At 34.9% G+C, this 22,222-nt stretch carries 20 protein-coding genes, 1 tRNA gene and 4 pseudogenes; 6 read left to right on the top strand and 19 right to left on the bottom strand.

All coding sequences use genetic code 11. The features are described 5' to 3' along the window. Positions 1 to 102 precede the first annotated feature (102 nt). The 9 genes and pseudogenes from clpX to AACK98_RS03905 form a co-directional block, all read right to left on the bottom strand. Positions 103 to 1,407: an ATP-dependent Clp protease ATP-binding subunit ClpX gene (clpX, locus tag AACK98_RS03945; protein ID WP_339042430.1), complete on the bottom strand. Its 1,305-nt coding sequence runs from the start codon at positions 1,405 to 1,407 to the stop codon at positions 103 to 105. Further along, the gene (clpP, locus tag AACK98_RS03940) at positions 1,394 to 2,011 is read right to left on the bottom strand and encodes an ATP-dependent Clp endopeptidase proteolytic subunit ClpP (protein WP_339042579.1); all 618 of its coding nucleotides are present in this window, start codon (positions 2,009 to 2,011) and stop codon (positions 1,394 to 1,396) included. Before clpP ends, clpX begins: the two co-directional genes overlap by 14 nt. Before the next feature lie 519 nt (positions 2,012 to 2,530). Then, positions 2,531 to 3,853 carry a trigger factor gene (gene tig, locus AACK98_RS03935; RefSeq protein WP_339042577.1) on the bottom strand — a complete coding sequence of 441 codons (1,323 nt, stop codon included), beginning with the start codon at positions 3,851 to 3,853 and terminating at the stop codon, positions 2,531 to 2,533. Between the two features lie 296 nt (positions 3,854 to 4,149). Then, positions 4,150 to 5,130 carry a quinone oxidoreductase gene (locus AACK98_RS03930; RefSeq protein ID WP_339042428.1) on the bottom strand — a complete coding sequence of 327 codons (981 nt, stop codon included), beginning with the start codon at positions 5,128 to 5,130 and terminating at the stop codon, positions 4,150 to 4,152. 272 nt (positions 5,131 to 5,402) lie between these two features. Further along, entirely contained in the window at positions 5,403 to 5,987 is a 585-nt protein-coding gene (locus AACK98_RS03925; protein WP_339042426.1) for a YqgE/AlgH family protein, read from the bottom strand. A gap of 5 nt (positions 5,988 to 5,992) precedes the next feature. Continuing rightward, entirely contained in the window at positions 5,993 to 6,814 is an 822-nt protein-coding gene (gene hemF, locus AACK98_RS03920; RefSeq protein WP_339042575.1) for an oxygen-dependent coproporphyrinogen oxidase, read from the bottom strand. A gap of 96 nt (positions 6,815 to 6,910) precedes the next feature. Further along, positions 6,911 to 7,849, bottom strand: a complete 939-nt coding sequence (trxB, locus tag AACK98_RS03915) for a thioredoxin-disulfide reductase (RefSeq protein WP_339042424.1) — start codon at positions 7,847 to 7,849, stop codon at positions 6,911 to 6,913. A gap of 414 nt (positions 7,850 to 8,263) precedes the next feature. After that, a pseudogene (tnpA, locus tag AACK98_RS03910) lies at positions 8,264 to 8,648 on the bottom strand (IS200/IS605 family transposase). 189 nt (positions 8,649 to 8,837) lie between these two features. After that, entirely contained in the window at positions 8,838 to 9,440 is a 603-nt protein-coding gene (locus AACK98_RS03905) for a peroxiredoxin (protein ID WP_339042422.1), read from the bottom strand. A gap of 506 nt (positions 9,441 to 9,946) precedes the next feature. On the opposite strand from AACK98_RS03905, the gene AACK98_RS03900 reads away from it, so the two are divergent. The 3 genes from AACK98_RS03900 (at position 9,947) to AACK98_RS03890 (ending at position 11,067) form a co-directional block, all read left to right on the top strand. Next, positions 9,947 to 10,360: a hypothetical protein gene (locus tag AACK98_RS03900; RefSeq protein ID WP_339041173.1), complete on the top strand. Its 414-nt coding sequence runs from the start codon at positions 9,947 to 9,949 to the stop codon at positions 10,358 to 10,360. Then, positions 10,282 to 10,656, top strand: coding sequence for an IS1 family transposase (locus AACK98_RS03895; RefSeq protein WP_339040222.1), 375 nt, complete (start codon positions 10,282 to 10,284; stop codon positions 10,654 to 10,656). The genes AACK98_RS03900 and AACK98_RS03895 overlap by 79 nt, the downstream gene beginning before the upstream one ends. A 228-nt stretch (positions 10,657 to 10,884) precedes the next feature. Further along, positions 10,885 to 11,067 carry a hypothetical protein gene (locus tag AACK98_RS03890; protein WP_339042420.1) on the top strand — a complete coding sequence of 61 codons (183 nt, stop codon included), beginning with the start codon at positions 10,885 to 10,887 and terminating at the stop codon, positions 11,065 to 11,067. An 82-nt stretch (positions 11,068 to 11,149) separates the two neighbouring features. Here AACK98_RS03890 and tnpA (AACK98_RS03885) read toward each other — a convergent pair. Continuing rightward, a pseudogene (tnpA, locus tag AACK98_RS03885) lies at positions 11,150 to 11,509 on the bottom strand (IS200/IS605 family transposase); the annotation flags it as partial. A gap of 125 nt (positions 11,510 to 11,634) precedes the next feature. Here tnpA (AACK98_RS03885) and AACK98_RS03880 point away from each other — a divergent pair. Beyond that, a complete protein-coding gene (locus tag AACK98_RS03880; RefSeq protein ID WP_339042418.1) occupies positions 11,635 to 12,111 on the top strand; it encodes a hypothetical protein in 477 nt (158 codons plus the stop codon). Positions 12,112 to 12,143: 32 nt separating this feature from the next. Here AACK98_RS03880 and AACK98_RS03875 read toward each other — a convergent pair whose 3' ends face one another. The 5 genes and pseudogenes from AACK98_RS03875 to tnpA (AACK98_RS03855) form a co-directional block, all read right to left on the bottom strand. Further along, on the bottom strand, positions 12,144 to 12,785 hold the full coding sequence (locus AACK98_RS03875) for an outer membrane protein (RefSeq protein WP_339042416.1): 642 nt from the start codon (positions 12,783 to 12,785) through the stop codon (positions 12,144 to 12,146). 553 nt (positions 12,786 to 13,338) lie between these two features. Continuing rightward, a complete protein-coding gene (locus AACK98_RS03870; RefSeq protein WP_339042414.1) occupies positions 13,339 to 13,479 on the bottom strand; it encodes a hypothetical protein in 141 nt (46 codons plus the stop codon). Beyond that, entirely contained in the window at positions 13,442 to 13,858 is a 417-nt protein-coding gene (locus AACK98_RS03865) for a hypothetical protein (protein WP_339041738.1), read from the bottom strand. The genes AACK98_RS03870 and AACK98_RS03865 overlap by 38 nt, the downstream gene beginning before the upstream one ends. A gap of 186 nt (positions 13,859 to 14,044) precedes the next feature. Continuing rightward, a complete protein-coding gene (locus AACK98_RS03860) occupies positions 14,045 to 15,661 on the bottom strand; it encodes a CTP synthase (protein ID WP_410520000.1) in 1,617 nt (538 codons plus the stop codon). Between the two features lie 419 nt (positions 15,662 to 16,080). Next, positions 16,081 to 16,348, bottom strand: a pseudogene (gene tnpA / locus AACK98_RS03855) (IS200/IS605 family transposase). Positions 16,349 to 16,488: 140 nt separating this feature from the next. On the opposite strand from tnpA (AACK98_RS03855), the gene AACK98_RS03850 reads away from it, so the two are divergent. Further along, positions 16,489 to 16,782, top strand: a complete 294-nt coding sequence (locus AACK98_RS03850) for a hypothetical protein (RefSeq protein ID WP_339041453.1) — start codon at positions 16,489 to 16,491, stop codon at positions 16,780 to 16,782. Beyond that, a complete protein-coding gene (locus AACK98_RS03845; protein WP_339042408.1) occupies positions 16,751 to 17,146 on the top strand; it encodes an IS1 family transposase in 396 nt (131 codons plus the stop codon). The genes AACK98_RS03850 and AACK98_RS03845 overlap by 32 nt, the downstream gene beginning before the upstream one ends. Here the strand turns inward: AACK98_RS03845 and AACK98_RS08185 are convergent. The 4 genes and pseudogenes from AACK98_RS08185 to AACK98_RS03830 all read right to left on the bottom strand — a co-directional run. After that, positions 17,139 to 17,273 (bottom strand): annotated as a pseudogene (locus tag AACK98_RS08185) (transposase); the annotation flags it as partial. The gene AACK98_RS03845 and the pseudogene AACK98_RS08185 overlap by 8 nt on opposite strands. 303 nt (positions 17,274 to 17,576) lie before the next feature. Further along, positions 17,577 to 17,996 (bottom strand): rhodanese-like domain-containing protein, encoded by a 420-nt coding sequence (locus AACK98_RS03840; RefSeq protein ID WP_339042406.1) that lies wholly within the window; start codon positions 17,994 to 17,996, stop codon positions 17,577 to 17,579. A gap of 80 nt (positions 17,997 to 18,076) precedes the next feature. Then, positions 18,077 to 20,041 (bottom strand): sensor histidine kinase, encoded by a 1,965-nt coding sequence (locus tag AACK98_RS03835; protein ID WP_339042405.1) that lies wholly within the window; start codon positions 20,039 to 20,041, stop codon positions 18,077 to 18,079. Between the two features lie 120 nt (positions 20,042 to 20,161). Continuing rightward, positions 20,162 to 20,238 (bottom strand) — tRNA-His (locus tag AACK98_RS03830). Positions 20,239 to 22,222 lie beyond the last annotated feature (1,984 nt).

The following is a 22,222-nucleotide window of genomic DNA, read 5'->3' as shown; positions in this document are numbered from 1 at the left end:
ACGGACAGACTTCAATAAGCCTATTTCGCACTTATTTCTTGCTGCCAACTAGTAGCATCCTGCAACAAGATTTAAGCCATACATTAAGCACAAAAACTTATATCAATTTGTTTTTTGATTAATCGCTACCTCTGTTTTCTTTTTTACGCCTTCTATTTTTTTAGGTTCTATTATATCAGATATGGTATCATTTACTGTTTCAGGTCTTGCATTATCATCTATAACACTTTTTGTAATGATAACTTCTTTCACATCACTTTGACTAGGAATGTCAAACATTATATCAAGCAGAGAAGATTCAAGTATTGCACGCAAACCTCTAGCACCAGTCTTTCTAGATAAAGTCTTCTTTGCAATGGCACTCAATGCTTCGTCTTCAACAGTTAATTTTACTCCATCTATCTCTAATAACTTTGTGTATTGTTTTAACACTGCATTCTTAGGTTTTGTCATAATCTCAATTAAGGCTTCTTCATTTAAAGGCTCAAGTGTAGCGATAACAGGCAATCTACCAACAAATTCTGGAATCAATCCATATTTTATCAAGTCTTCAGGCTCAACTTCAGACAACAACTCATGTGCATCATGTTGCGTTGAATCTTTTATTTTTGCACCAAACCCTATAGAAGAGTTTTGTTTTCGATTTGCAACTATCTTCTCAATACCTTCGAAAGCGCCACTACATATAAATAAAATATTTGTAGTATCAACCTGCAAGAACTCTTGCTGTGGATGTTTTCTTGCACCTTGTGGTGGAACTGAAGCTACAATGCCTTCCATAAGTTTAAGCAATGCTTGCTGCACACCCTCACCAGATACATCTCTTGTTATAGAAGGACTATCAGCTTTTCTAGAAATTTTATCTATCTCATCTATATATACTATTCCCTTCTGTGCTCTTTCTATATTATAGTCTGCAGCTTGCAATAACTTCAAAATTGTATTTTCTACATCTTCACCCACATATCCTGCTTCTGTCAAAGTCGTTGCATCGGCGATAGCGTAAGGCACATTCAAAATTTTTGCTAATGTCTGTACAAGCAAGGTCTTTCCAGAGCCAGTAGGACCTATTAATAATATATTTGATTTAGATATCTCAACATCACTAATTTTAGTATTCATAAGACGTTTATAGTGATTATGTAGGGCAACTGCCAGTATCTTTTTTGCTTTCTCTTGTCCTATGACATACTGTCCAAGAAACTCGTATATATCTTTTGGTTTTGGTAAACTATCGTTAGGAAAAAATGCTCGATTTCCATCTTCTATTGCATCAATACAAAGCTCAACGCACTCATTGCATATATGAGCTGAGGTGCCAGTAATTAATTTCTTTACTTCAGGCTGACTCTTCCCACAAAATGAACAATATAATATATTACCTCTCTCTATATTATCTTTTTCCATGGCTAGGCTGCTCCATAATCACATGTCGTTTTGTTATAACGTTATCTATCAATCCAAAATCTTTGGCTTCTTCGCTACTCATAAATTTATCACGCTCAACGTGTTTTTCGATCACTTTTAGAGAGTTACCTGTATGGTGAACATACAACGTGTTCATTTTATGTTTTATACGTATTATCTCTTTAGCATGAATTTCTATATCCGTAGCTTGCCCCCTATAACCTCCAAGTGGCTGATGTATCATTATTCTTGCGTTTTGCAAAGCACTTCTCTTTCCTGTCGTACCAGCAGTAAGTAGCATGGAGCCCATGGAACTTGCTTGTCCTATACAGATGGTTGCAACATCACACCTTATGTATTGCATAGTATCATAAATTGCCATACCTGATGTAATGACACCACCAGGTGAGTTGATATACATACATATATCCTTCTCTGGATCTTCAGATTCAAGAAATAATAGCTGCGCAACTATAAGTGAAGCCATGGAGTCTTCAATCTCACCATTTACAAAGACAATTCTCTCTTTCAGCAAACGCGAGTAAATATCAAACGCCCTTTCGCCTTTAGATGTTTGTTCCACTACTACTGGAACAAAATTCATAACACTCATATTAATAACCAGCTTTAATTTATGTAAAATCGAAATCTGAGTTTTACTCGATTTACTTGTTAAAATTCATATTGCTAAAAATGCTATTGCATAAAACACTATTCAAAATAACTATGATAACCTGAAATCCCTGTATTATGCTATCTCTATGTAATAATAGCACTAAGTCCTTGCGTTTCATAACCAATATCATTTTAAAAATACTCATTTATATCATAAATTGCTTATCAAAAAGCATTATATCAAATGAGTATTGGAGAAAATATGAAATGATAATGATTATAAAATAGTAGTAAAATAGCGAGTATCAGTTAAGAATCAGCGTGTCTCAAGGGCACTGCCGGCAAAGTCACTTGCGCAGACCTTTTGGGCTTGATTTTCCATACAAGCTATTTATTACTCTTGATGTTCACAAGGTAGATAGTTCAGCAGATGTTCCTTATTATATTCTAAAATGTATCTAATCAATAAACAGCTGCTTTATAAAGCAAAAAGTACTTAATGTCATTTCTATACATTCGTATCTTTTAGGTACTTATTACTGAATTCATCCATTGATACATAAACTATATTGAGATTGATGCGAGATAATATAAAATCTACAACTTTTTCCTCTAAAAGCGGACCACGTAATTTTTCTAGATTCTCAGAATTTGAAAAACATTCTAAAATTTCTTTTTTCTGATTTGGCGACGATGCAACTTGAGCATTGATAGCATTTTTCATATCTTCTGTACTCACTGATATGTTATTTTCTTCTGCTATATTCGCTATAATTAAACCTAATTTTACACGCCGTTTAGCTAAAGCATTAAACTTTTCTTCCGCTCCTTCCTCAAACTCTTCTAGCGTGCCTTCTTTCTCAGCACGTTTTTTAGCCTCAGATAAAATTGATTCATAATCAACCTTTACAAGTCCAGTTGGTAATGTGAAATCATACATAGAATCAATTTTGTCAAATAGCTGCTTTTTATTACGCATCTTACAATATACAGCTACATCTCCGGTGACTCTTTGCTTTATAATTTCCTTCAGCATTCCTAAATCTTTTAATCCTAGCTTATTTGCAAGTTCATCATCAAAGACAACTTCAGGACCAGCTTTCATTATTTTCTCTACTTTAATGCTAAACTTTGCTTCTTTTCCTGCTACAGAAGACTCTGGATAATCATCAGGCAGCTTTACTGTGATTTCTTTTTGTTCTCCTGCTTTTACTCCAATTAAATTCTCTTCAATCTCTGGTATGAAAGTATTAGATCCAAGCTGTATTCTAACATTTTGTTGTACGCCCTTTGTAAAATCTTGTCCATCTGCTACCCCAGAGAAATCTATAATAATTATATCATGCTCTTGAGCGGCATATCCCTCTTCACCTTCATTAAAAGGTCTTAAGATTTTGGCAAACTGTTGCTCAGCATTCTTTATCTCTTCATCATTAAGCTTAACTTCAATGGATTCAATCTCTATTTTTTTATAGTCCAGCTCTGGAATGTTAGGCATAACATCCATAGAAACATGGAAAGTAAATTCTCCTTCTGCTTCAAAATTTTTTACATCAATTAGCGGTTGCATTGCAGGCTTAACATTTTTGTCAGCAAGTAATGACTGCATAGTCTCTCTGATTACTTCAGAAACTTGTGATGATAGTATATCAGCTCCAATATGTCTTTTGACTATACTGATAGGTACTTTACCTTCTCTAAAGCCAGGGAGTTTAAATGTAGCAGCTTTCTCCAAAATTTTACGATCAACACGAGAAGTAACAACAGTAGAAGGCATAGAGATTTTGTATTCCCTTTCAAGGCCTGAATTTTTTAACTCTTCTATTTTCATAAATTGCAAACGATATTGATTATTTCATAAATGCTATCAACAAGCTCTAAAATCAGCAAACACTCTTAGAGAAAAACAAAAAAGCAAAGGTGTAATTCATTCTCTCTAAGCACTTTCAAAACTCGACATAACAAACCTTAAGCAGAGGTCTCATATTCAATTATCAGAAAATTGTGCCGTGTGAAACACTTTTTTTATAAATTATACAATTTTGTATAGGTAAAGCTGTATATTTAACCAATTGATGGTTAGCACTCCATTGAACAATAAAGGATAACTTGAAATATACAATTGACTTATGGCTTTAAAATAATTGATCCTCTAGTATTACCAGATTCCAAAAGTTGATGAGCCTTTGCTACATCACTAAGAGAGAAAGCCTGTTCAATCTCTACTTTTAACTTGGAAGATTCTATCATTGAGAATATATCATGCGCACTCAACAATAACTCCATACGATTCGATTTATAGTGAAATATCGATGGTGCTGTGACAAAAATAGATTTATTCCTTACTTTATCCATATCTATATTACTGACTTGTCCAGTAATATCACCGTAGCTTATCAAAACACCCATCCTCATTAAACACTCAAGTGATTTGTCAAAAACTTCTGCTCCAAGCCCATCATAAACAGCAGTTACGCCAATTCCCTTTGTTAAATCCAAAACGGACGCTACCCAATCTTCAGATTGTGTGTTAAACACTTTGTGACAACCAAACTCGAGTGCAATCTGCTTTTCTTGTTCAGATATAACTGTTCCTATGACGACTGCCCCCTTCGAATTAGCAATTTGTGATAAGAGCCTACCAACTCCACCAGCTACGCCATGTATCAAAACAGCTGTTCCTTCTTTTATTATAAATGCACGTGCTGCAAGGTAATGTGCAGTCAACCCCTTAAAAATACTAGCAGCTGCAATATCTTCTGTAATAGAATCAGGAACGGTAATTAAATACTTATGATGAATACACCGAAAATCTACATATGCACCAACTTGCGCAGTTGCATATGCAACTTTATCTCCTACTTTAAACCCATCAACATTATCACCAAGTTCTTGTATTACACCACTTGCTTCATAACCTAGTACCAAAGGTTGTTTCAATTCACCAAACGTTTTTTGCCCAGACCTCATCTGTAAATCAATACGATTAACACCTATTGCAGAGTGCTTAACAAGCACCTCACCATTCTTTGTGGTACAGGCCTTCACATCCTCTACTTGTAAGACATCTGGAGGACCATATCTATTTAATGTTACGGCTTTCGACACAAAAACTCCCTCTACATAAACAACAAAAGATATCAATACTTTATTCTGATTTCTTTGAGATAAGCTGTCAAGTCTGTACAATAAATTGTAACAATCTTGGTTGCAAGTAATTATAGTGCGTCGAAAATCCTGCAGAAAAAGTAGCAAAATTGCAAAAAATAATGCATTTTGTTAAGTAGTATTTGCTAGGTATAGGACAAATTATATATCAGAAATTTTAGTATATTTCACTTTCCGCAAAATTTGACGGACAGAATCAGAGTATATAGCTACTATGCATTGCCGGAATAACAAACTAAATTGTGAAAGCTTTCAACACCAAGATCTCGCATTATAGTGCTCCATTTATCTTTTATACGCTGAGAAAACAAAAAATCCGCGGTAGTTGGAACCAGGAACCACGCATTGGATTCTACCTCAGCTTCAAGCTGCCCAGATTCCCATATAGCAACACCCTTTGCGAACAAGAGCTTTTCCTGCAAATGACCTTTTGAATATTCATGTAGAAAATGTTCAAGATCAGTATATAAAGTAACTCCCTGATGTTGTCGTAATATCTTCTCTTTATGCTTATTCATACAAAGCACTACAACTTTATCTGTGTAAACAGGACCGCCGAATAGTACTGGAAACTTCTTATCAATTGAACCTTTAGATTGAATCTTAGCAAACTTTGCAAGTTCTTGTGCAGTAATTGCACCTATCTTATGGTTAATTATTACACCAATTGCACCGTCTTTATCGTGTGCACATAAGTATACGAGCGACTTTTCAAAACAGTTATCATCTAAATTAGGAGAGGCCACAAGTAATTTACCCTCCATACAGTTAAAACCTTGCTCTGCATTATTTTCCATAAACATCAAATCCATTTTACATTTGGAGGCAAAGACATAAATATAGCATCGACATTTCCACCTGTCATTAACCCAAACCTAGTACCTCTATCATACAAAAGATTGAACTCAACATATCTTCCTCTTTTCAACAATTGCTTCTCCTTTTCTTCTATACTCCATTTTTTATGCATGTGAGATCTTACAATCTTACAAAAAACATCTCTTAATGCTACGCCAACATCTTGTGTGAAACCAAAGTCTGAATCCCAATCTCCAGAGTTTAGATTATCATAGAATATCCCACCAATTCCGCGTGGTTCATTTCTATGCTTTAAGAAAAAATATTCATCACAATACTTACTGAACTCAGGATAATAATTTATATTATATGTATCACATGCTTTTTTAAAGCTATCATGAAATGTCTTTTTATCGTCTTCATTCAGAAATGTTGGTGTTAAATCAGCTCCTCCGCCAAACCATGAACATGTTGTAACTATCATTCTAGTGTTCATGTGAACAGCTGGAACAAACGGTGAATTCATATGTGCAACTAATGAAATACCACTAGCCCAAAATTTTCTATCATCCGCTGCACCCGGTATTTCTTGTGCAAATTTTTCAGAAAATTCTCCAAAAACTGTTGATATATTAACGCCAACCTTCTCAAAAACCTCACCACGCATAATAGAGATTTCACCACCACCACCACCTTCCCTATTCCAAGTATCCATAATAAAGCTTGCAGAAGAACCATTCTCTCTTTCTATAGATTCAAATTGCATGCATATATCATTGCGCAATTCCTTAAACCAGTTAGCTGCTAAACTCTTTTTATCTTCTATATTATTGTATAGTGAGTATTTTTTCACTTATTACTCTCAAAATATATGTAGATGCTCATCTTAAAAAAAGTGAAAGAATTGGAATAATTTGACACTTTATACGATACCTATCTTAGAAAGATATTTAGCTGCATCCAGCGCTGCCATACAACCTCTTCCAGCAGCAGTAACTGCTTGCCTATAAATCTTATCTTGAACATCTCCCGCTGCGAACACTCCAGGAATATTTGTTCTAACACTTCCTTGCTCTGTTTGAATATAACCTTCAGAATCTAGAGTTAACCAATCCTTAAACATTGCTGTGTTTGGACTATGTCCTATTGCTATAAAAATTCCATCTATAGGTTTCTCTTTTATATCACTTGTTTTTAAGTTTTGCAGCACAGCAGAAACAACTCTAGTAGGATTCTCTTCACCCTTCACTTCCATCAGCACTGTATCCCAAACCATCTCCACTTTAGGATTTGATAAAAGACGTTGCTGCAATATATTCTCAGCACGCAAGCTATCTCTTCTATGCACAAGATAAACTCGCTTTGCATGGTTTGTAAGGTATAAAGCTTCCTCCACAGCTGTATTTCCACCGCCAATCACTATCACTTCTTGATTCTTATAAAAGAAGCCATCACAAGTTGCGCAACCAGAAACACCGAAGCCTTTATAACGCTCCTCACTTTCAAGGCCAAGCCATTTAGCATGAGCACCTGTACAAATTATGACAGAATCTGCTGTAAAGTTCTTGCCACTATTACAATAAATCAAAAATGGAGCTTTTGAAAAATTCACAGAAGCGACGTGATCATCAACCAAATGTGTTCCTACATGTTTGGCTTGTTCTCTCATCTGCTCCATCAGCCATGGTCCTTGTATTACATCTGCAAAACCAGGATAGTTTTCTACGTCAGTAGTAATAGTTAATTGCCCACCTATTTGATTTCCAGATATTAAAATAGGAGAAAGACCAGCTCTGGCAGCATATATTGCTGCAGAATATCCAGCTGGACCAGAACCTATTATTAGAATTTTAGTATGCATAATATACTATATACTCCTGTTTATGCGCCAAATTAGCATGTAGTGATAAAAAATTGTTTAAATCAACACTATAAAAATCAATCTTTATGTGTGTTACCTTGAGTATATAGCAACTTTTTATTAGACCATACCTTGCAGCCAGATGCTGAAGAGCGAGATATAGAAAAGCATAATTACATCTGTAGCAAAAAAGAATTAGCACTACTAGCCTATCACTAACAGGAATGCTTCTGATCTAAAACATGCACTACTTCTAGCAATAGATCATTGCCCACAGAAAAGCGCTCACCGTATCTATACGCTTGTATAATATGGACAGTGGATAACAGTCAACTATATAATAGTAATCAATTACTACCGGCTAAAGCGCGGTAGTTTGTGTAACGCTTGCAAAGCAGATTAAAAGCGTAAACGCTAAAACTCTGATATTCTAAAATCATCTTTTTTGTGATGTTCCTCATGCTGTTCTATATATTTTTGCACTTCTTCTGAATTCACATTGCCAACTGTCACAACAAAATACCCTCTGGCCCAAAGATGTTGTCCCCCAATACCGCTTACGGAGCAGTGCAAATTCCTGTAGCAACTTACGACTACTTATACCTTTAATATATTGCACAGCTTTAGATATTGATATACTAGGCGGAACCAATGCTAATATATGTACGTGATCAGGACTCATACTGCCACTAATTATATTTATGTAATTAGCAGCACATATTTCTCGGATTACTTCCCTAGTTCTAATCGCAACTTGCCCAGTTAAAACTCTATACCTATACTTAGTACAAAATACTATATGATACTTTAGGTCATATAGGCTGTGGGATCATCTCCTATATTCCATTCGTCCTCCCTTAGCACATTTCCTAGATAACTAATACTAAAGTGTTCGCCTAAAGGCGAGGGTGTTAACCATATCACATATAACTACATAAAAGAAAAGCTAAACACAAGGTTTAACACACCAATAGACAGCATTAGAGCTTTAAAGCTGACCAGCATTATCTTTTAGATAATTTGCTATACCATCCTGAGTAGGAGTAATCGCAGGTTTTCCTTTATTCCAATTTGCAGGACAAACCTCACCATACTCTGAATGATGTATTAGCGCATCAATCAAACGCAACATTTCTTCTACATTTCTACCAAGTGGAAGATCATTTACTGTTTGGTGCCTTACTATGTGGTTTTCATCTATTAAAAATGTAGCCCTAAACGCAGCGCCTATTCCAGACAGTACATCGTAATCTTTTGCTATTTGTCTTGTAATATCTGCGACAAGCGGATACTTTACTTGACCTATTCCACCATTCTCTATAGGCATATTTTTGTATGCAAAATGCGAAAAATGTGAGTCTATACTAACGCCTACAAGCTTAACACCCCTCTTTTTAAATTCTTCTACCTTTTTATCAAATGCTATTATCTCAGATGGACAAACAAATGTAAAATCTAGCGGATAGAAAAACAGCAAAGATTTAGAACCCTTTGTATACTCCCTGAAACTAAAGAAATTTTCAATGCTATTATCTGACATCACAGCAGCGGCTGTGAAATCTGGTGCCTCCCTACCTACAAGAACTCCCATATTAGATACCTAATAAATTGTTATTTACTAAAAATACAGCGCCATAAATTATAAAAAATTCTAGGTGCGCTAAATTATATATAGGGAGTGTTAAACAAAATCTCAAGACATAAAACAAGTTCACATCAAACATTAGACCTCTTGCATAACCTCATTCTGAGGTAGAAATTCTTATAGAGTAGATTTTTGCAAAACGTCACCAAACAATTGATCCACGTGAGTGTTTTTATGTTTTAGTGACAATCAAATCACAGTTTGGAACAGGTTATGCAAGAGGTCTATTAAGTGCATGCTTGTATATTAAAGATTATATAAGTTACTAATTCTACAAAGAAACAAATCAAAATATATAACTTATGTACTCATCATACTTTTCAAATTAGTGTCCTCACACTTCATTCTTCTCATAGCTCTTTTTAGGCATTGCTAACCAAGAATAGATTTTGCTTTTAAATTCGCGTATATGTATACTGCCTTGATAGTAAGTTATATTGGAAGCATTATATATGTTAAGTTGTAAGCATTGTGGCAGGATAGGAAGCACAAAGAATGGCTATATTAAAGGTCGTCAGAGGTATAAGTGCCTAGAGTGTAAAAAGAGCTATAAGTCTGGAGATATGAGAGTAAAGTACAGCCTTAATAAAAAGATGAAGGTTGTTAGTATGTATCTGGAGGGAGTTGGAATTAGATCAATCGAGAGATTAGAAAAGGTCTCGAGTTCACTTATAATAAAGTGGATTAGAAAATTCTCAAAGCTTCTAAAACAAAGGCTGAATGATGTTACGATACCTGAGGATGCCAAGCAAATCTCAATTATTGAGCTGGATGAGCTTTTTAGTTATTGCCAAAAAAAACTAACAAAGTCTACATTTGGCTTGCTGTTGATAGGGACAGAAATAAAGTTGTTGATTTTGAAGTGAGCATTGTCAGGGATTTTGCATCCTATCTTCCGATTGCCATGCGATTACAAAGTAGCTACGAGATAGAGATATCATGCAGTGACCATTACGACGTTTATGAAAAATTTAGGATTGCTAAAAAACACTATTCTACTAAGGCAGAAACGTCTTTAGTGGAATCATTCAACTCATTAATACGGCACTATTTAGCCAGGTTTCATCGTAAAACCAAACGTTACAGTAAGGCCATAGATATGATCTATAACTCTATCCTAATGCTTTTTAATAAAGACTTGCTGATATCTATCTTTAGTTAGCAATGCCTCTTTTTAAACTCTAACTTTTCATTTAGGCGGTGCAATAGCAAACAGTGCATTGGCTAATCTATAACATACATCATATTAACTAATCGTTTCTGCTATGATACATGTTTTAAAATATAATTTCGTCATAAATTTTTAAAATATTAAGGTATCAATAACAATAAGATATGTTAACGTATAATGACGCATCTGTAATAAAATTTTAATATTTATTGTTTTGATATGGATAAAGGAAACGAAATAGAAGTGCTAATCACAAAAGAAGAATTTGCAGTTGTATGTTTTCCAAAAAGCGGACCACATAATGATGGCATAAAAACTTTATACAATGTGGTTGTAGAAAAGTTTCAAGCACTAAGTAGCGTACTTGGAGAATATCAATTACTACCGGCTAAAGCGCGGTAGTTTGTGTAACGCTTGCAAAGCAGATTAAAAGCGTAAACGCTAAAACTCTGATATTCTAAAATCATCTTTTTTGTGATGTTCCTCATGCTGTTCTATATAGTTTTTGCACTTCTTCTGAATTCACATTGCCAACTGTCACAACAAAATACCCTCTGGCCCAAAGATGTTGTCCCCAATACCGCTTACGGAGCAGTGCAAATTCCTGTAGCAACTTACGACTACTTATACCTTTAATATATTGCACAGCTTTAGATATTGATATACTAGGCGGAACCAATGCTAATATATGTACGTGATCAGGACTCATACTGCCACTAATTATATTTATGTAATTAGCAGCACATATTTCTCGGATTACTTCCCTAGTTCTAATCGCAACTTGCCCAGTTAAAACTCTATACCTATACTTAGTACAAAATACTATATGATACTTTAGGTCATATAGGCTGTGGGATCATCTCCTATATTCCATTCGTCCTCCCTTAGCACATTTCCTAGATAACTAATACTAAAGTGTTCGCCTAAAGGCGAGGGTGTTAACCATATCACATATAACTACATAAACAAGTGCTCCTGAACAATATACATAATATCAAAGATAAAATTGATGAAGATTCGAATACTACCTTGAAGATATTATATGCGCTTTCCAAGGTTTGTGAGTCAGTTTCTGCGCAGCACAAAACAAAAATTGTTGATAGCTTTTTTAACATGATAGAAGATGGTGGTGCTTTCTATGATATGATGAAGGGATTTGGTGGCAGAGAAAGGATGTCATCGCATCATAGATGGAATAAAGCAGAAAATGCTAGTGATATCGGCATAGGAGACGGAGTTGTTTTAAATGAAGTGCTCATTGGAAAGACTAAAGACAATAAAACATGGATGCAAGTAGAAGCACATTCAACAAAAACGCTTTTGGACATAATAATGCATCTTATATACTATATACTCTATAAAATTATAGGGAAAAATGTCAGTCAATACGGGCAGAAGCTAGGAAGTGGTCAGAGAAGGTACAAAGTAACGATATTATTGAATTAAAGCGCTAGACCACATAACCAGTCATTAAAATATCAAAAACGAAAACCAGCTCCAAAAGTTACAGTATGAAGCAGCGAGCCAGCCTTTATGTTGTTTGCTCTCATTGCATCCACCTGATCTGTTGGCACACCTTCTTCTGAAGAAGGGTGACTATTCATAGATAACTGCATGGTGTATCCAGTGTCTATAAACAGAGCTTGAGAAAGATTATAAGATATCCCAAAACCAAGTGTGGCAGCAGGAGCAGTAAAATTCATAGCACTATTTGCGATGTTAGGTCGTGATAGGCTATTTGATATGATGCCAATGCCAATTTTAGCATATGGCGAAAAATCCCTATATGGACTAAAATCATAACGATAATTTGCCAAGAGTTCGTAGGAACGAATCTGTGACACATCATCATGCTTACGGTAAATACCAACTAATAGAGCAACTTGTGAACGATCGTTCAAGTAGTATCCACCAGACATATCCAAAACAAATCCTGTCTTTAAGCTAGTGTCTATAAGCTTTATGTCTTTATTCGTTTTAAAATTTAGGAAACCAGCTCCAATACCTAATCTTAAACATTTAAGCCCAGCATGATTTTCTGCATATGACACAGCTTCCACCAAAATAAGAAGCAACGGTATAATAGCAATCAAACATGCTTTTTCACAATAACGATTCATACTCAATATCACCTATATAAGATGAAGTACAGCATATAACATTTACTGTAATACCCGCATGATAAAAATTTAATGCAAACTGTATTTATCCATAAAACTAACTAATTTGTCAAGCAATGTATGAAGAGTACATACTAGTATACCAAAATTTCTATCAAAAAACCACTTATACAAACATCAATACCTCTTCTGCTAACACGCGATCATTGTATACTAATAATTCTACAATAATATTATATATAGCACAATCTTGAGCTGATTTAATATTTAAACACAACATTAAACTTGTATTACATATGTATTCCTTAAAATCACTTTTAAATAAACTAAGTGCCACTTCTTCCAAACGCGAAGCTCATAGTACATCAAAAGCATATATATATGGTCAAAAGCAAGCTGTATGGACAGAAAGAAATTATAGAAAATTTGCAAGTGAATCTTACAGTAAAAATGTAATCGCATATCGATGCATAAGTATGATATCACAAGCTGCTGCAAGTGTACATTTTAAACTATATAATGTGACTGAACAAAAATGGCATGTAGTGCAGTCTCATCCATTACTCGATTTATTAAATAAGCCGAGAGTTTTCACATAAAGATAGATAAGAGCTGTTCTTGATATTGTTTGAAAAATTTTAGAAAAAGCCTCCCAATCATCCGTATAAAAATGACATTCTTTCAGATGACTCACTTTTTGTAGAGCTTTTGGAATGTTGCAGTATCACGATTGCCTGTAACCCAGGCAACTGTTCTCCTTGTACTACGATCAACTGCCTTAATGATCCAAAGCTTGTTTTTTTTGAACCAATAAAATGCCACATCTCGTCGAATTCCATCTCCATAATATCCGAAGAGACAACTGGCTCCTGAGTCTTGCCCATCGCCTCTACTACCCAGCGATAAATTATGGACGGCGAATGCCATAATATCTTGCATAACATAGAAAAAGAGCCATTACCAAGACTATATAGCATAACGCATAATGCTTTCTTAACAGCTGTTTGAGGCTTCTTGCCCAGATCGCCCTCAACAAAATTTAGAACATGATCTGCACTTATAACGCTGTACACCCCCTCACAATGCCATTCTTTACAAAGATATCAGAGCAACATCCCTTACAACAAACAATAAAACCACTCTTTAGTTTTTAAAAAAGTGATCATATCATACTTCTATCTAATTGTGAAAACTCTCGATTTTTAATTGTCCGCAAAAATTTATTTGCGCAGTAAGTCAATTTTTGACGGATAGACAGATCAACGTGCCTTACACGTAGCAATAAAAGATGAAAATAAAGGATGTGGATTGAATGGAGATGATTTAAATTCAGGGTGAAATTGCACACAAACAAACCATTTATGTTCTGGAATTTCTAGTACTTCTGCAAGACTATCAATCTTAGATTTTCCAGTTATTTTCATACCAAATTCCTCGAGCTTATCTATGTATTTTGGATTAATCTCATATCTATGTCTATGACGCTCAGATATCAGACTTTTACCATAAATCCGGTTAGCAATGCTTCCTTTTTCCAAAATACATTCAAATGCTCCGAGACGCATTGTGCCACCGATATTTGAAGTATGACTGCGAGTTTCTTTTCCAAGTTCTGTTTGCCACTCTGTAATCATTCCAACAACATTATTCTTGGTATCCGCAAATTCTGTAGAGTTTGCATCTGATATATTTAGCACATTTCTAGAAAATTCTATAACAGCAACTTGCATACCAACGCATATACCAAAAAGTGGAACATTATTTTCTCGAGCATACCTCACTGAATGAATTTTTCCATCTATGCCTCTTGTGCCAAAACCTCCTGGTACTAAAATACCATCAACATCTCCAAGCATATGTTTGAGATCACTAGTCACTATATTTTCAGCGTCTATCCAGACATAATCTAACTCTACAGAATTCTGAATTGCAGCGTGTTTTAATGCTTCTACAATTGACTTATAAGCATCTTGTGATTTTGTATATTTTGCTATGATTGCAATACGAACTTTGCACGTTGTATGCTGAACCTTTTCTACTAATTCTTCCCATTTTTTTATCTTGGCACCTTCAGCATTTTTTATACCAAAATGCTTTAGAACTTGAACGTCTAACCCAGCTTTATGATAAGCAATCGGGATTTCATATATTAACTTCTGATCTATAGCTTCTATCACATTTTCTTGCTTGATATTACAAAAAAGCCCTATTTTTTGTTTTACATTTTCAGTGAGATTGCGATCTGCTCTACACATTAATATATCTGGTTGAATCCCTATAGCACGAAGTTCCTTTACCGAATGCTGTGTTGGCTTTGTCTTTAATTCCATGGAAGTAGCTATGTAAGGAACAAATGTAACATGTATATAAAGAACTTGTTCTCTGCCGAACTCATATCCAATTTGTCTAGCCGCTTCTAAATATGGCTGCGCTTCTATATCACCTACTGTTCCACCTATTTCTGTAATTATAAAATCAACTGAATCATTCTCTCTCAATACAAACTTTTTTATTAAGTTTGTTACATGAGGAATAACCTGTACTGTATTACCGAGGTACTCTCCCCTTCTCTCTTCCTCAAGTAGCGTGGTGAAGATTTTTCCGCTTGTTATATTGTCATACTTGGTTGTTATTACTTCAGCAAACCTCTCATAATGGCCAAGATCCAAATCAGTTTCTGCTCCATCATCTGTTACAAAAACCTCACCATGCTGCATGGGGTTCATAGTACCAGGATCAACGTTAAGATATGGATCCAATTTGCGTAGACTCACCGTATAATCAGAAGCTTTTAATAATGTACCAAGAACAGATGATACTATTCCTTTACCAAGTGAAGAAATAACACCGCCAGTGATAAATATGAATTTAGCCATAAACATCTTTTATGTTAGGTAAAACAGCATGTAGCGTTTCTAAAAATGACTTTATATCAAGATTATAATGAATCTATTATATACTTATCATACTTTTCAAAATTGGTGTATGTAGAGCGTTTGTTATGTATTAGTTATACATTGCATTGCACTCTTCCTAGCTCTCTAATTTCGTCATGTACATGATAAATAACAACCATTCATTTGTCAGGAGTATAATGCTGATAAGTAGTTTTTAAGTAAGATAAACACATACCCTTTAAACGCTAACTGTAAAACAGCCGCGGCTATACTAACATCTATATTATGATTTATACAGAATTTTTTGCCAGTCTTCGAACGCAAAATTATATCAATTACTACCGGCTAAAGCGCGGTAGTTTGTGTAACGCTTGCAAAGCAGATTAAAAGCGTAAACGCTAAAACTCTGATATTCTAAAATCATCTTTTTTGTGATGTTCCTCATGCTGTTCTATATATTTTTGCACTTCTTCTGAATTCACATTGCCAACTGTCACAACAAAATACCCTCTGGCCCAAAGATGTTGTCCCCCAATACCGCTTACGGAGCAGTGCAAATTCCTGTAGCAACTTACGACTACTTATACCTTTAATATATTGCACAGCTTTAGATATTGATATACTAGGCGGAACCAATGCTAATATATGTACGTGATCAGGACTCATACTGCCACTAATTATATGAGAGTTTTCACAATTAGATAGAAGTATGATATGATCACTTTTTTAAAAACTAAAGAGTGGTTTTATGGTTTGTTGTAAGGGATGTTGCTCTGATATCTTTGTAAAGAATGGCATTGTGAGGGGTGTACAGCGTTATAAGTGCAGATCATGTTCTAAATTTTGTTGAGGGCGATCTGGGCAAGAAGCCTCAAACAGCTGTTAAGAAAGCATTATGCGTTATGCTATATAGTCTTGGTAATGGCTCTTTTTCTATGTTAGGCAAGATATTAGGGCATTCGCCGTCCATAATTTATCGCTGGGTAGTAGAGGCGATGGGCAAGACTCAGGAGCCAGTTGTCTCTTCGGATATTATGGAGATGGAATTCGACGAGATGTGGCATTTTATTGGTTCAAAAAAACAAGCTTTGGATCATTAAGGCAGTTGATCGTAGTACAAGGAGAACCGTTGCCTGGGTTACAGGCAATCGTGATACTGCAACATTCCAAAAGCTCTACAACAAAGTGAGTCATCTGAAAGAATGTCATTTTTATACGGATGATTGGGATGCTTTTTCTAAAATTTTACCCAAAGAGCGTCATACAATTGGAAAGTCTGGCACAGTATGTATCGAGAGAGATAATAGCAACACGCGACATCATTTATGCCGAATGACACGGCGCACTAAAATCGTTTCTAAAAAAGAGTCAATGGTATACGGATCCATCAAGCTTTGGTGCGCTCTTACTATTACACAAATATTCAAACAATATCAAGAACAGCTCTTATCTATCTTTATGTGAAAACTCTCCTAATTATATTTATGTAATTAGCAGCACATATTTCTCGGATTACTTCCCTAGTTCTAATCGCAACTTGCCCAGTTAAAACTCTATACCTATACTTAGTACAAAATACTATATGATACTTTAGGTCATATAGGCTGTGGGATCATCTCCTATATTCCATTCGTCCTCCCTTAGCACATTTCCTAGATAACTAATACTAAAGTGTTCGCCTAAAGGCGAGGGTGTTGACCATATCACATATAACTACATAAAATATTATTGCTTGTTCCAAGGCATTTTGTTGAGCAACTTGGAAAGGCCGCAGCATCCTTGTAATTCCTGCGTATATTAAGCCAATACCAACTAGCCCTGATAGTATGTAAAAATCTTGGTGAATATTTATGTAATATGTCGCTTTAAACATGTTGCAGTGTTGCGCTTCTAATCATAATCCAAGTATTACTCCTAATAATATGATAGATCCTGTAATAAGCTGAGTTTGCCTATCAACTGGCAATATTTTGCAGCTTTGCTTTTTTGTGGCAAAACCTTCTCCTTTCCATGCTCCAATGCCGCCTTCTAAATAATAAATTTCGCGGTCTTGATCTTGAGCTAATAGCTTTTTACAAGCTTCTATACTTCTTGTACCAGACTCACAATGTAGAACAATAGGCTTGGAATTACTAGGTAATTTTTCAAGTGCTATTTCATCAAGCGCTATAGAACAAGCTCCTTCTATACTCTCTGATTTATTTTCACTTCGTTCTCGCACATCAATCAATAACACCTCATTTTTATCTATCTTTTCTTTTAATTCAGAAGAAGTTATCGATTTTGGTGTAATCTTTTTAGTGCTCTTTCTCATAAATACACTACCGTGTTAAATGTTGCGTACATACAAAAGATATATTTAAAAAGAGTTTTGCGCAAGATATTAAAATAATATTAACTATAAGTATTGAAAGGAGTAACATGAAGGTAAAGCTCTGCACATACCCCATTTACAGTGTTACGTATAGAAAATCTTCCGCCATTATCCATAACTAGCCTTTGTACTATAGCAAGACCTAGTCCTGTTCCAGTTGTTTTTGTAGTCACATATGGTTCTGTAATACGATCAATTATTGACTTATCTATTCCAAGGCCATTGTCGCAAATACTGACTACGATGAATTTTCCTGTTTCAGTAAATTCTGCTTCACTTAGTAATATTGTAATCTCACCGCAGAACGATTTCTCTGCAGTAAGCATCTTTACTTCTATAGACTCTGCAGCATTCTTTAGAAGGTTTGTAAGAATCTGTGATATCTGAGCTCTATCACAATATGCGACCCATTCTTTATCTTTAAAATTCATAATGTATTTAATGCTTCTAAATACATTATTTTGAGAAAATACTATATCTTTGATGATATTTGATAATTCACAGAGTGCAAATTTGGGAGCTGGTATTCTAGCGAAATTCAAAAATTCACTAAGCATAGTTTCTATATCGCTAACGTGACGAATTATTGTATCTATATATCGTAAAAATGTTTCATGATCGTGTGATATTTGACTGCTATATTTCTTTTTTAAGCGCTCTGCAGCTAATTGTATAGGAGTGAGTGGATTCTTTACTTCGTGTGCTATACGTTTTGCAATCTCTGTCCACGCGGCTGCTTTTTGTGCCACTACGAGCTCTGTTATATCAGCCATTGTAATAATGATACTTTCTAACTTTTCTTTTGAATCTTTTACAATTCCCACTCTCAGCAAAATATTGTTAACATGCCCATATCGCCTTACTACTAAGTGTTCTTCTATATGCCCTGTACTCATGAATTTTTCACTTGATAACATCTTAGAAATTTCAGGGAAAATCTCTTCTATTTTTAGTGATAAAATGCTTTTTTCTTCATTAATTCTTAAAAGTTTATAGACAACATGGTTATAAAGCGTGATGTTATATTCAGGATTTAAGACCAGTACTCCAGATGATAGTTCTATCAATATTGTTTCTATGAAACGTCTTCTTTTATCTATGAGATTATTTGCTCTAATCAATTCAGCACGTTGCATAGAGATCTGCTCTATCATGCTATTAAAAGCTTTTGCTAGAGTTTGAATCTCTTGTAATGTTCTATTTTCTGGCACTCTAGTAGTAAAATTTCCGTCCTTTATAAGCTTAGTTGCATCCACCAATTTAATTAGTGGATTTACTATAAAATTCGAGAGTCGATTTGATATAAAAATTGCAGTTAAGCATAATATAACAGATACAACAATGAATAAAGCGATGAGTTTATTTCTCGTAAATTTAATATTTCCCCAAAGTATCGAGTATTGAACAGCAGAATCTGAGGTTTCTTTTAGATGATTAATGATTTCAGGATCAATATACTTTCCTATCAAAAGATACGTTCCTTCTATGAAATGTGGCAAGCGCATTATAGCGCGTACTCTATCATCGGTACCACTTTTTAACAGAACAGCTTCCATGCTATCATCTGCTGCTTGTATGTCTTGCATTGGAACTTTTTCAAATATCAGTGAAAAACCTAGAGTATTACGCGCTATTACTTTTTCGCTATTAAAAATAGCAACTTCAGATAAATTTAATAAGTTACTCTGTTTATCTAGTAGAAGTGGTAATAATGAAGGATTTTCCAATACTATTTGACGATTTTTTTCTAAAATATTGGCTGTAGAGTATATATCTGTCTTGATATTATCTTTGTGCTCTTCAAGGTAAAGATGTGCAACATTCACAGTCTCTGATATTGCTTTGCTAACTTTTTCATTAAAAAAAGATTCGACACCTAAATAATAATAGAAAGAGGCAAGTACGGCTACCAGAATCGTAGGAGCAGCAGTCGCAACAATTACGACTATTAATGAGATTTGGCGTTTTAAGGTTAGCTCAATCATCTATTATTCAACGATATTTTACGGGAACCCGCTAGTACAAAGATATTCAAGATTAGCAAGCAAACTGTGAATAAGTTGCTGCTTAATGCTTCTGCAAATGAGTATGAAAACAACAGGGAATGGGGCGAGCAACGGAGATCGAATCCGCGACCTCAAGTACCACAAACTTGCGCTCTAACCAACTGAGCTATGCCCGCCACAAACTAAACATATGATGCGCAAACTTTATACACAAGCAATATCAAGTGGTAGGTTATATCAAAATAATTCCTTGGTTTCAAGAGGATACTTTAACGACAGATAGACTTTCAAAAGCATAACGAATATACAAATGTTTCTTCACTGATTAGTTAAGCCCATACGTTGCATATCTTAAAAATACTGACCGTACTAAAGAAATATTATTAACAACGCTCATACAAATTTTTCTAGCCATTTTTAGTGAAGCAATATCATTTGAAAAAATATTATTTAAGAAATCAGTCGCAAACATCATCAAGAATACATCGCTTTTTCTTTCTGCTTCATATCTAGAGAAAGCATCAAATGCTACAGCATCTAGCCCAACTCTAAAATTCTGTAGTATAATATCACAAAGCACCGCAGCATCACGCAAGCCTAGATTCAAGCCTTGCCCAGCAAGTGGGTGTATAGTATGAAGTGCATCTCCAACAAAAACTATATTTCCATCATAGTAATCCTCTGCTTTTTGCAATGATAGTGGAAAAGATTTTATACGCGAATCCAACTTTAATTCTCCAAACTCTGGAATCTTAGCACTTAATAATTCTATTATAGAATTTTTCGACAGCGACAAGACAGCTCTAGCCGCACCTTCAGATAAAGTCCAAACAATAGAAGAGCTATGCTCGCCAACTTTTGGCAATATGGCAAGTGGACCACTTGAAAAAAACTTCTCAACTGCAATACCACAGTGACTATGCTTATGCAGAATATCAAATACTATAGCTGATTGTTCATACGACTTTCTATGAGTCTTTAGCTTCAGCATTTTTCTAATAGAGGAACACTTTCCATCAGTCGCTATAACACATGACGCATGCAATACACTTTTACTATTATTTCTGATATCATTTAAAGAACAATAAACAATACCATAATCATCTTCTATAATATCAACCAACTTTGTTGAATCTAATAACAGAACATTCTCAAAAATTCTCACTCTCTTCAATAATGCGCTCATCAAGTCATGTTCCTGCACCATACAGCCAAAATAATCTAACTCTAAGTCACCTGGATTGAACTCAACTTTACTATTACCATCAAAAACCAGTATTCCATTTATGGTCTGTACACAAAGATCCTTAAAATCAATCACATGGAAACGTTTCAGTATCTCAAGTGATCCAAATGAAATAGCAAATAACCTGCCAGGTTCGTCTTCTTCAAGTTTTTTGGAAAACTTATTACTCTCAACAATGCATATCTTTCGACCGCTTGGCGCAAGCATTAAAGCCAAAACTAGCCCTAAATATCCACCACCTATTATTGCAACGTCAAATAAATCATCATAATATCTCATTCCATACCCACAATTTTATGCAACTGCATAGAGAACATTGCATTATTTTTCATAGCAATTTCAATAGCAAGCTTTATATTAGAACGATTTTTTTCCTCATCATACTCGTCCATAGGCTGGACATAAACTGGAACTCCTATTTCACTCTGCCCTACTTCTGCTATATTACTATAACCTTCCAATGAGCTTGACACTATAAACTTGATACCAACTGTGTGTCTTAGTACATCGTCTCTTATTTTATAGTAACCATTTCCATTATTCTTTGGAGAGCAAATAACCTGAACTTCATTTGAAATCTCATTGTATAACAGTCCATTAGTTTCAATCTGTACTTCAAAGTTTGATTTTATTAAAAGATCACATAGCATACCTATACGCTGTCTAAACGGTTCTCCACCTGTAATTACAATCAACATTCTTTTGTTCAGGTTTCTATTTGATACTCTGCATACATCACGAACTCTATCTAATATTTGCTCTAACTCAAGACTCTCATACAAATCAAATTCCGTATCACAAAACGAGCACGCAAGGTTACAACCTGATAACCTTATAAAAACAGCAGGTCTTCCAGAATATGGTCCTTCTCCTTGAATTGTGTAAAAGATTGAATGTACCTTTAACACTTTACC

Origin of the sequence: Candidatus Lariskella endosymbiont of Hedychridium roseum, assembly GCF_964020185.1 — a bacterium.
GTDB lineage: Bacteria > Pseudomonadota > Alphaproteobacteria > Rickettsiales > Midichloriaceae > Lariskella.
This window is presented reverse-complemented; position numbering and strand designations above follow the sequence as displayed.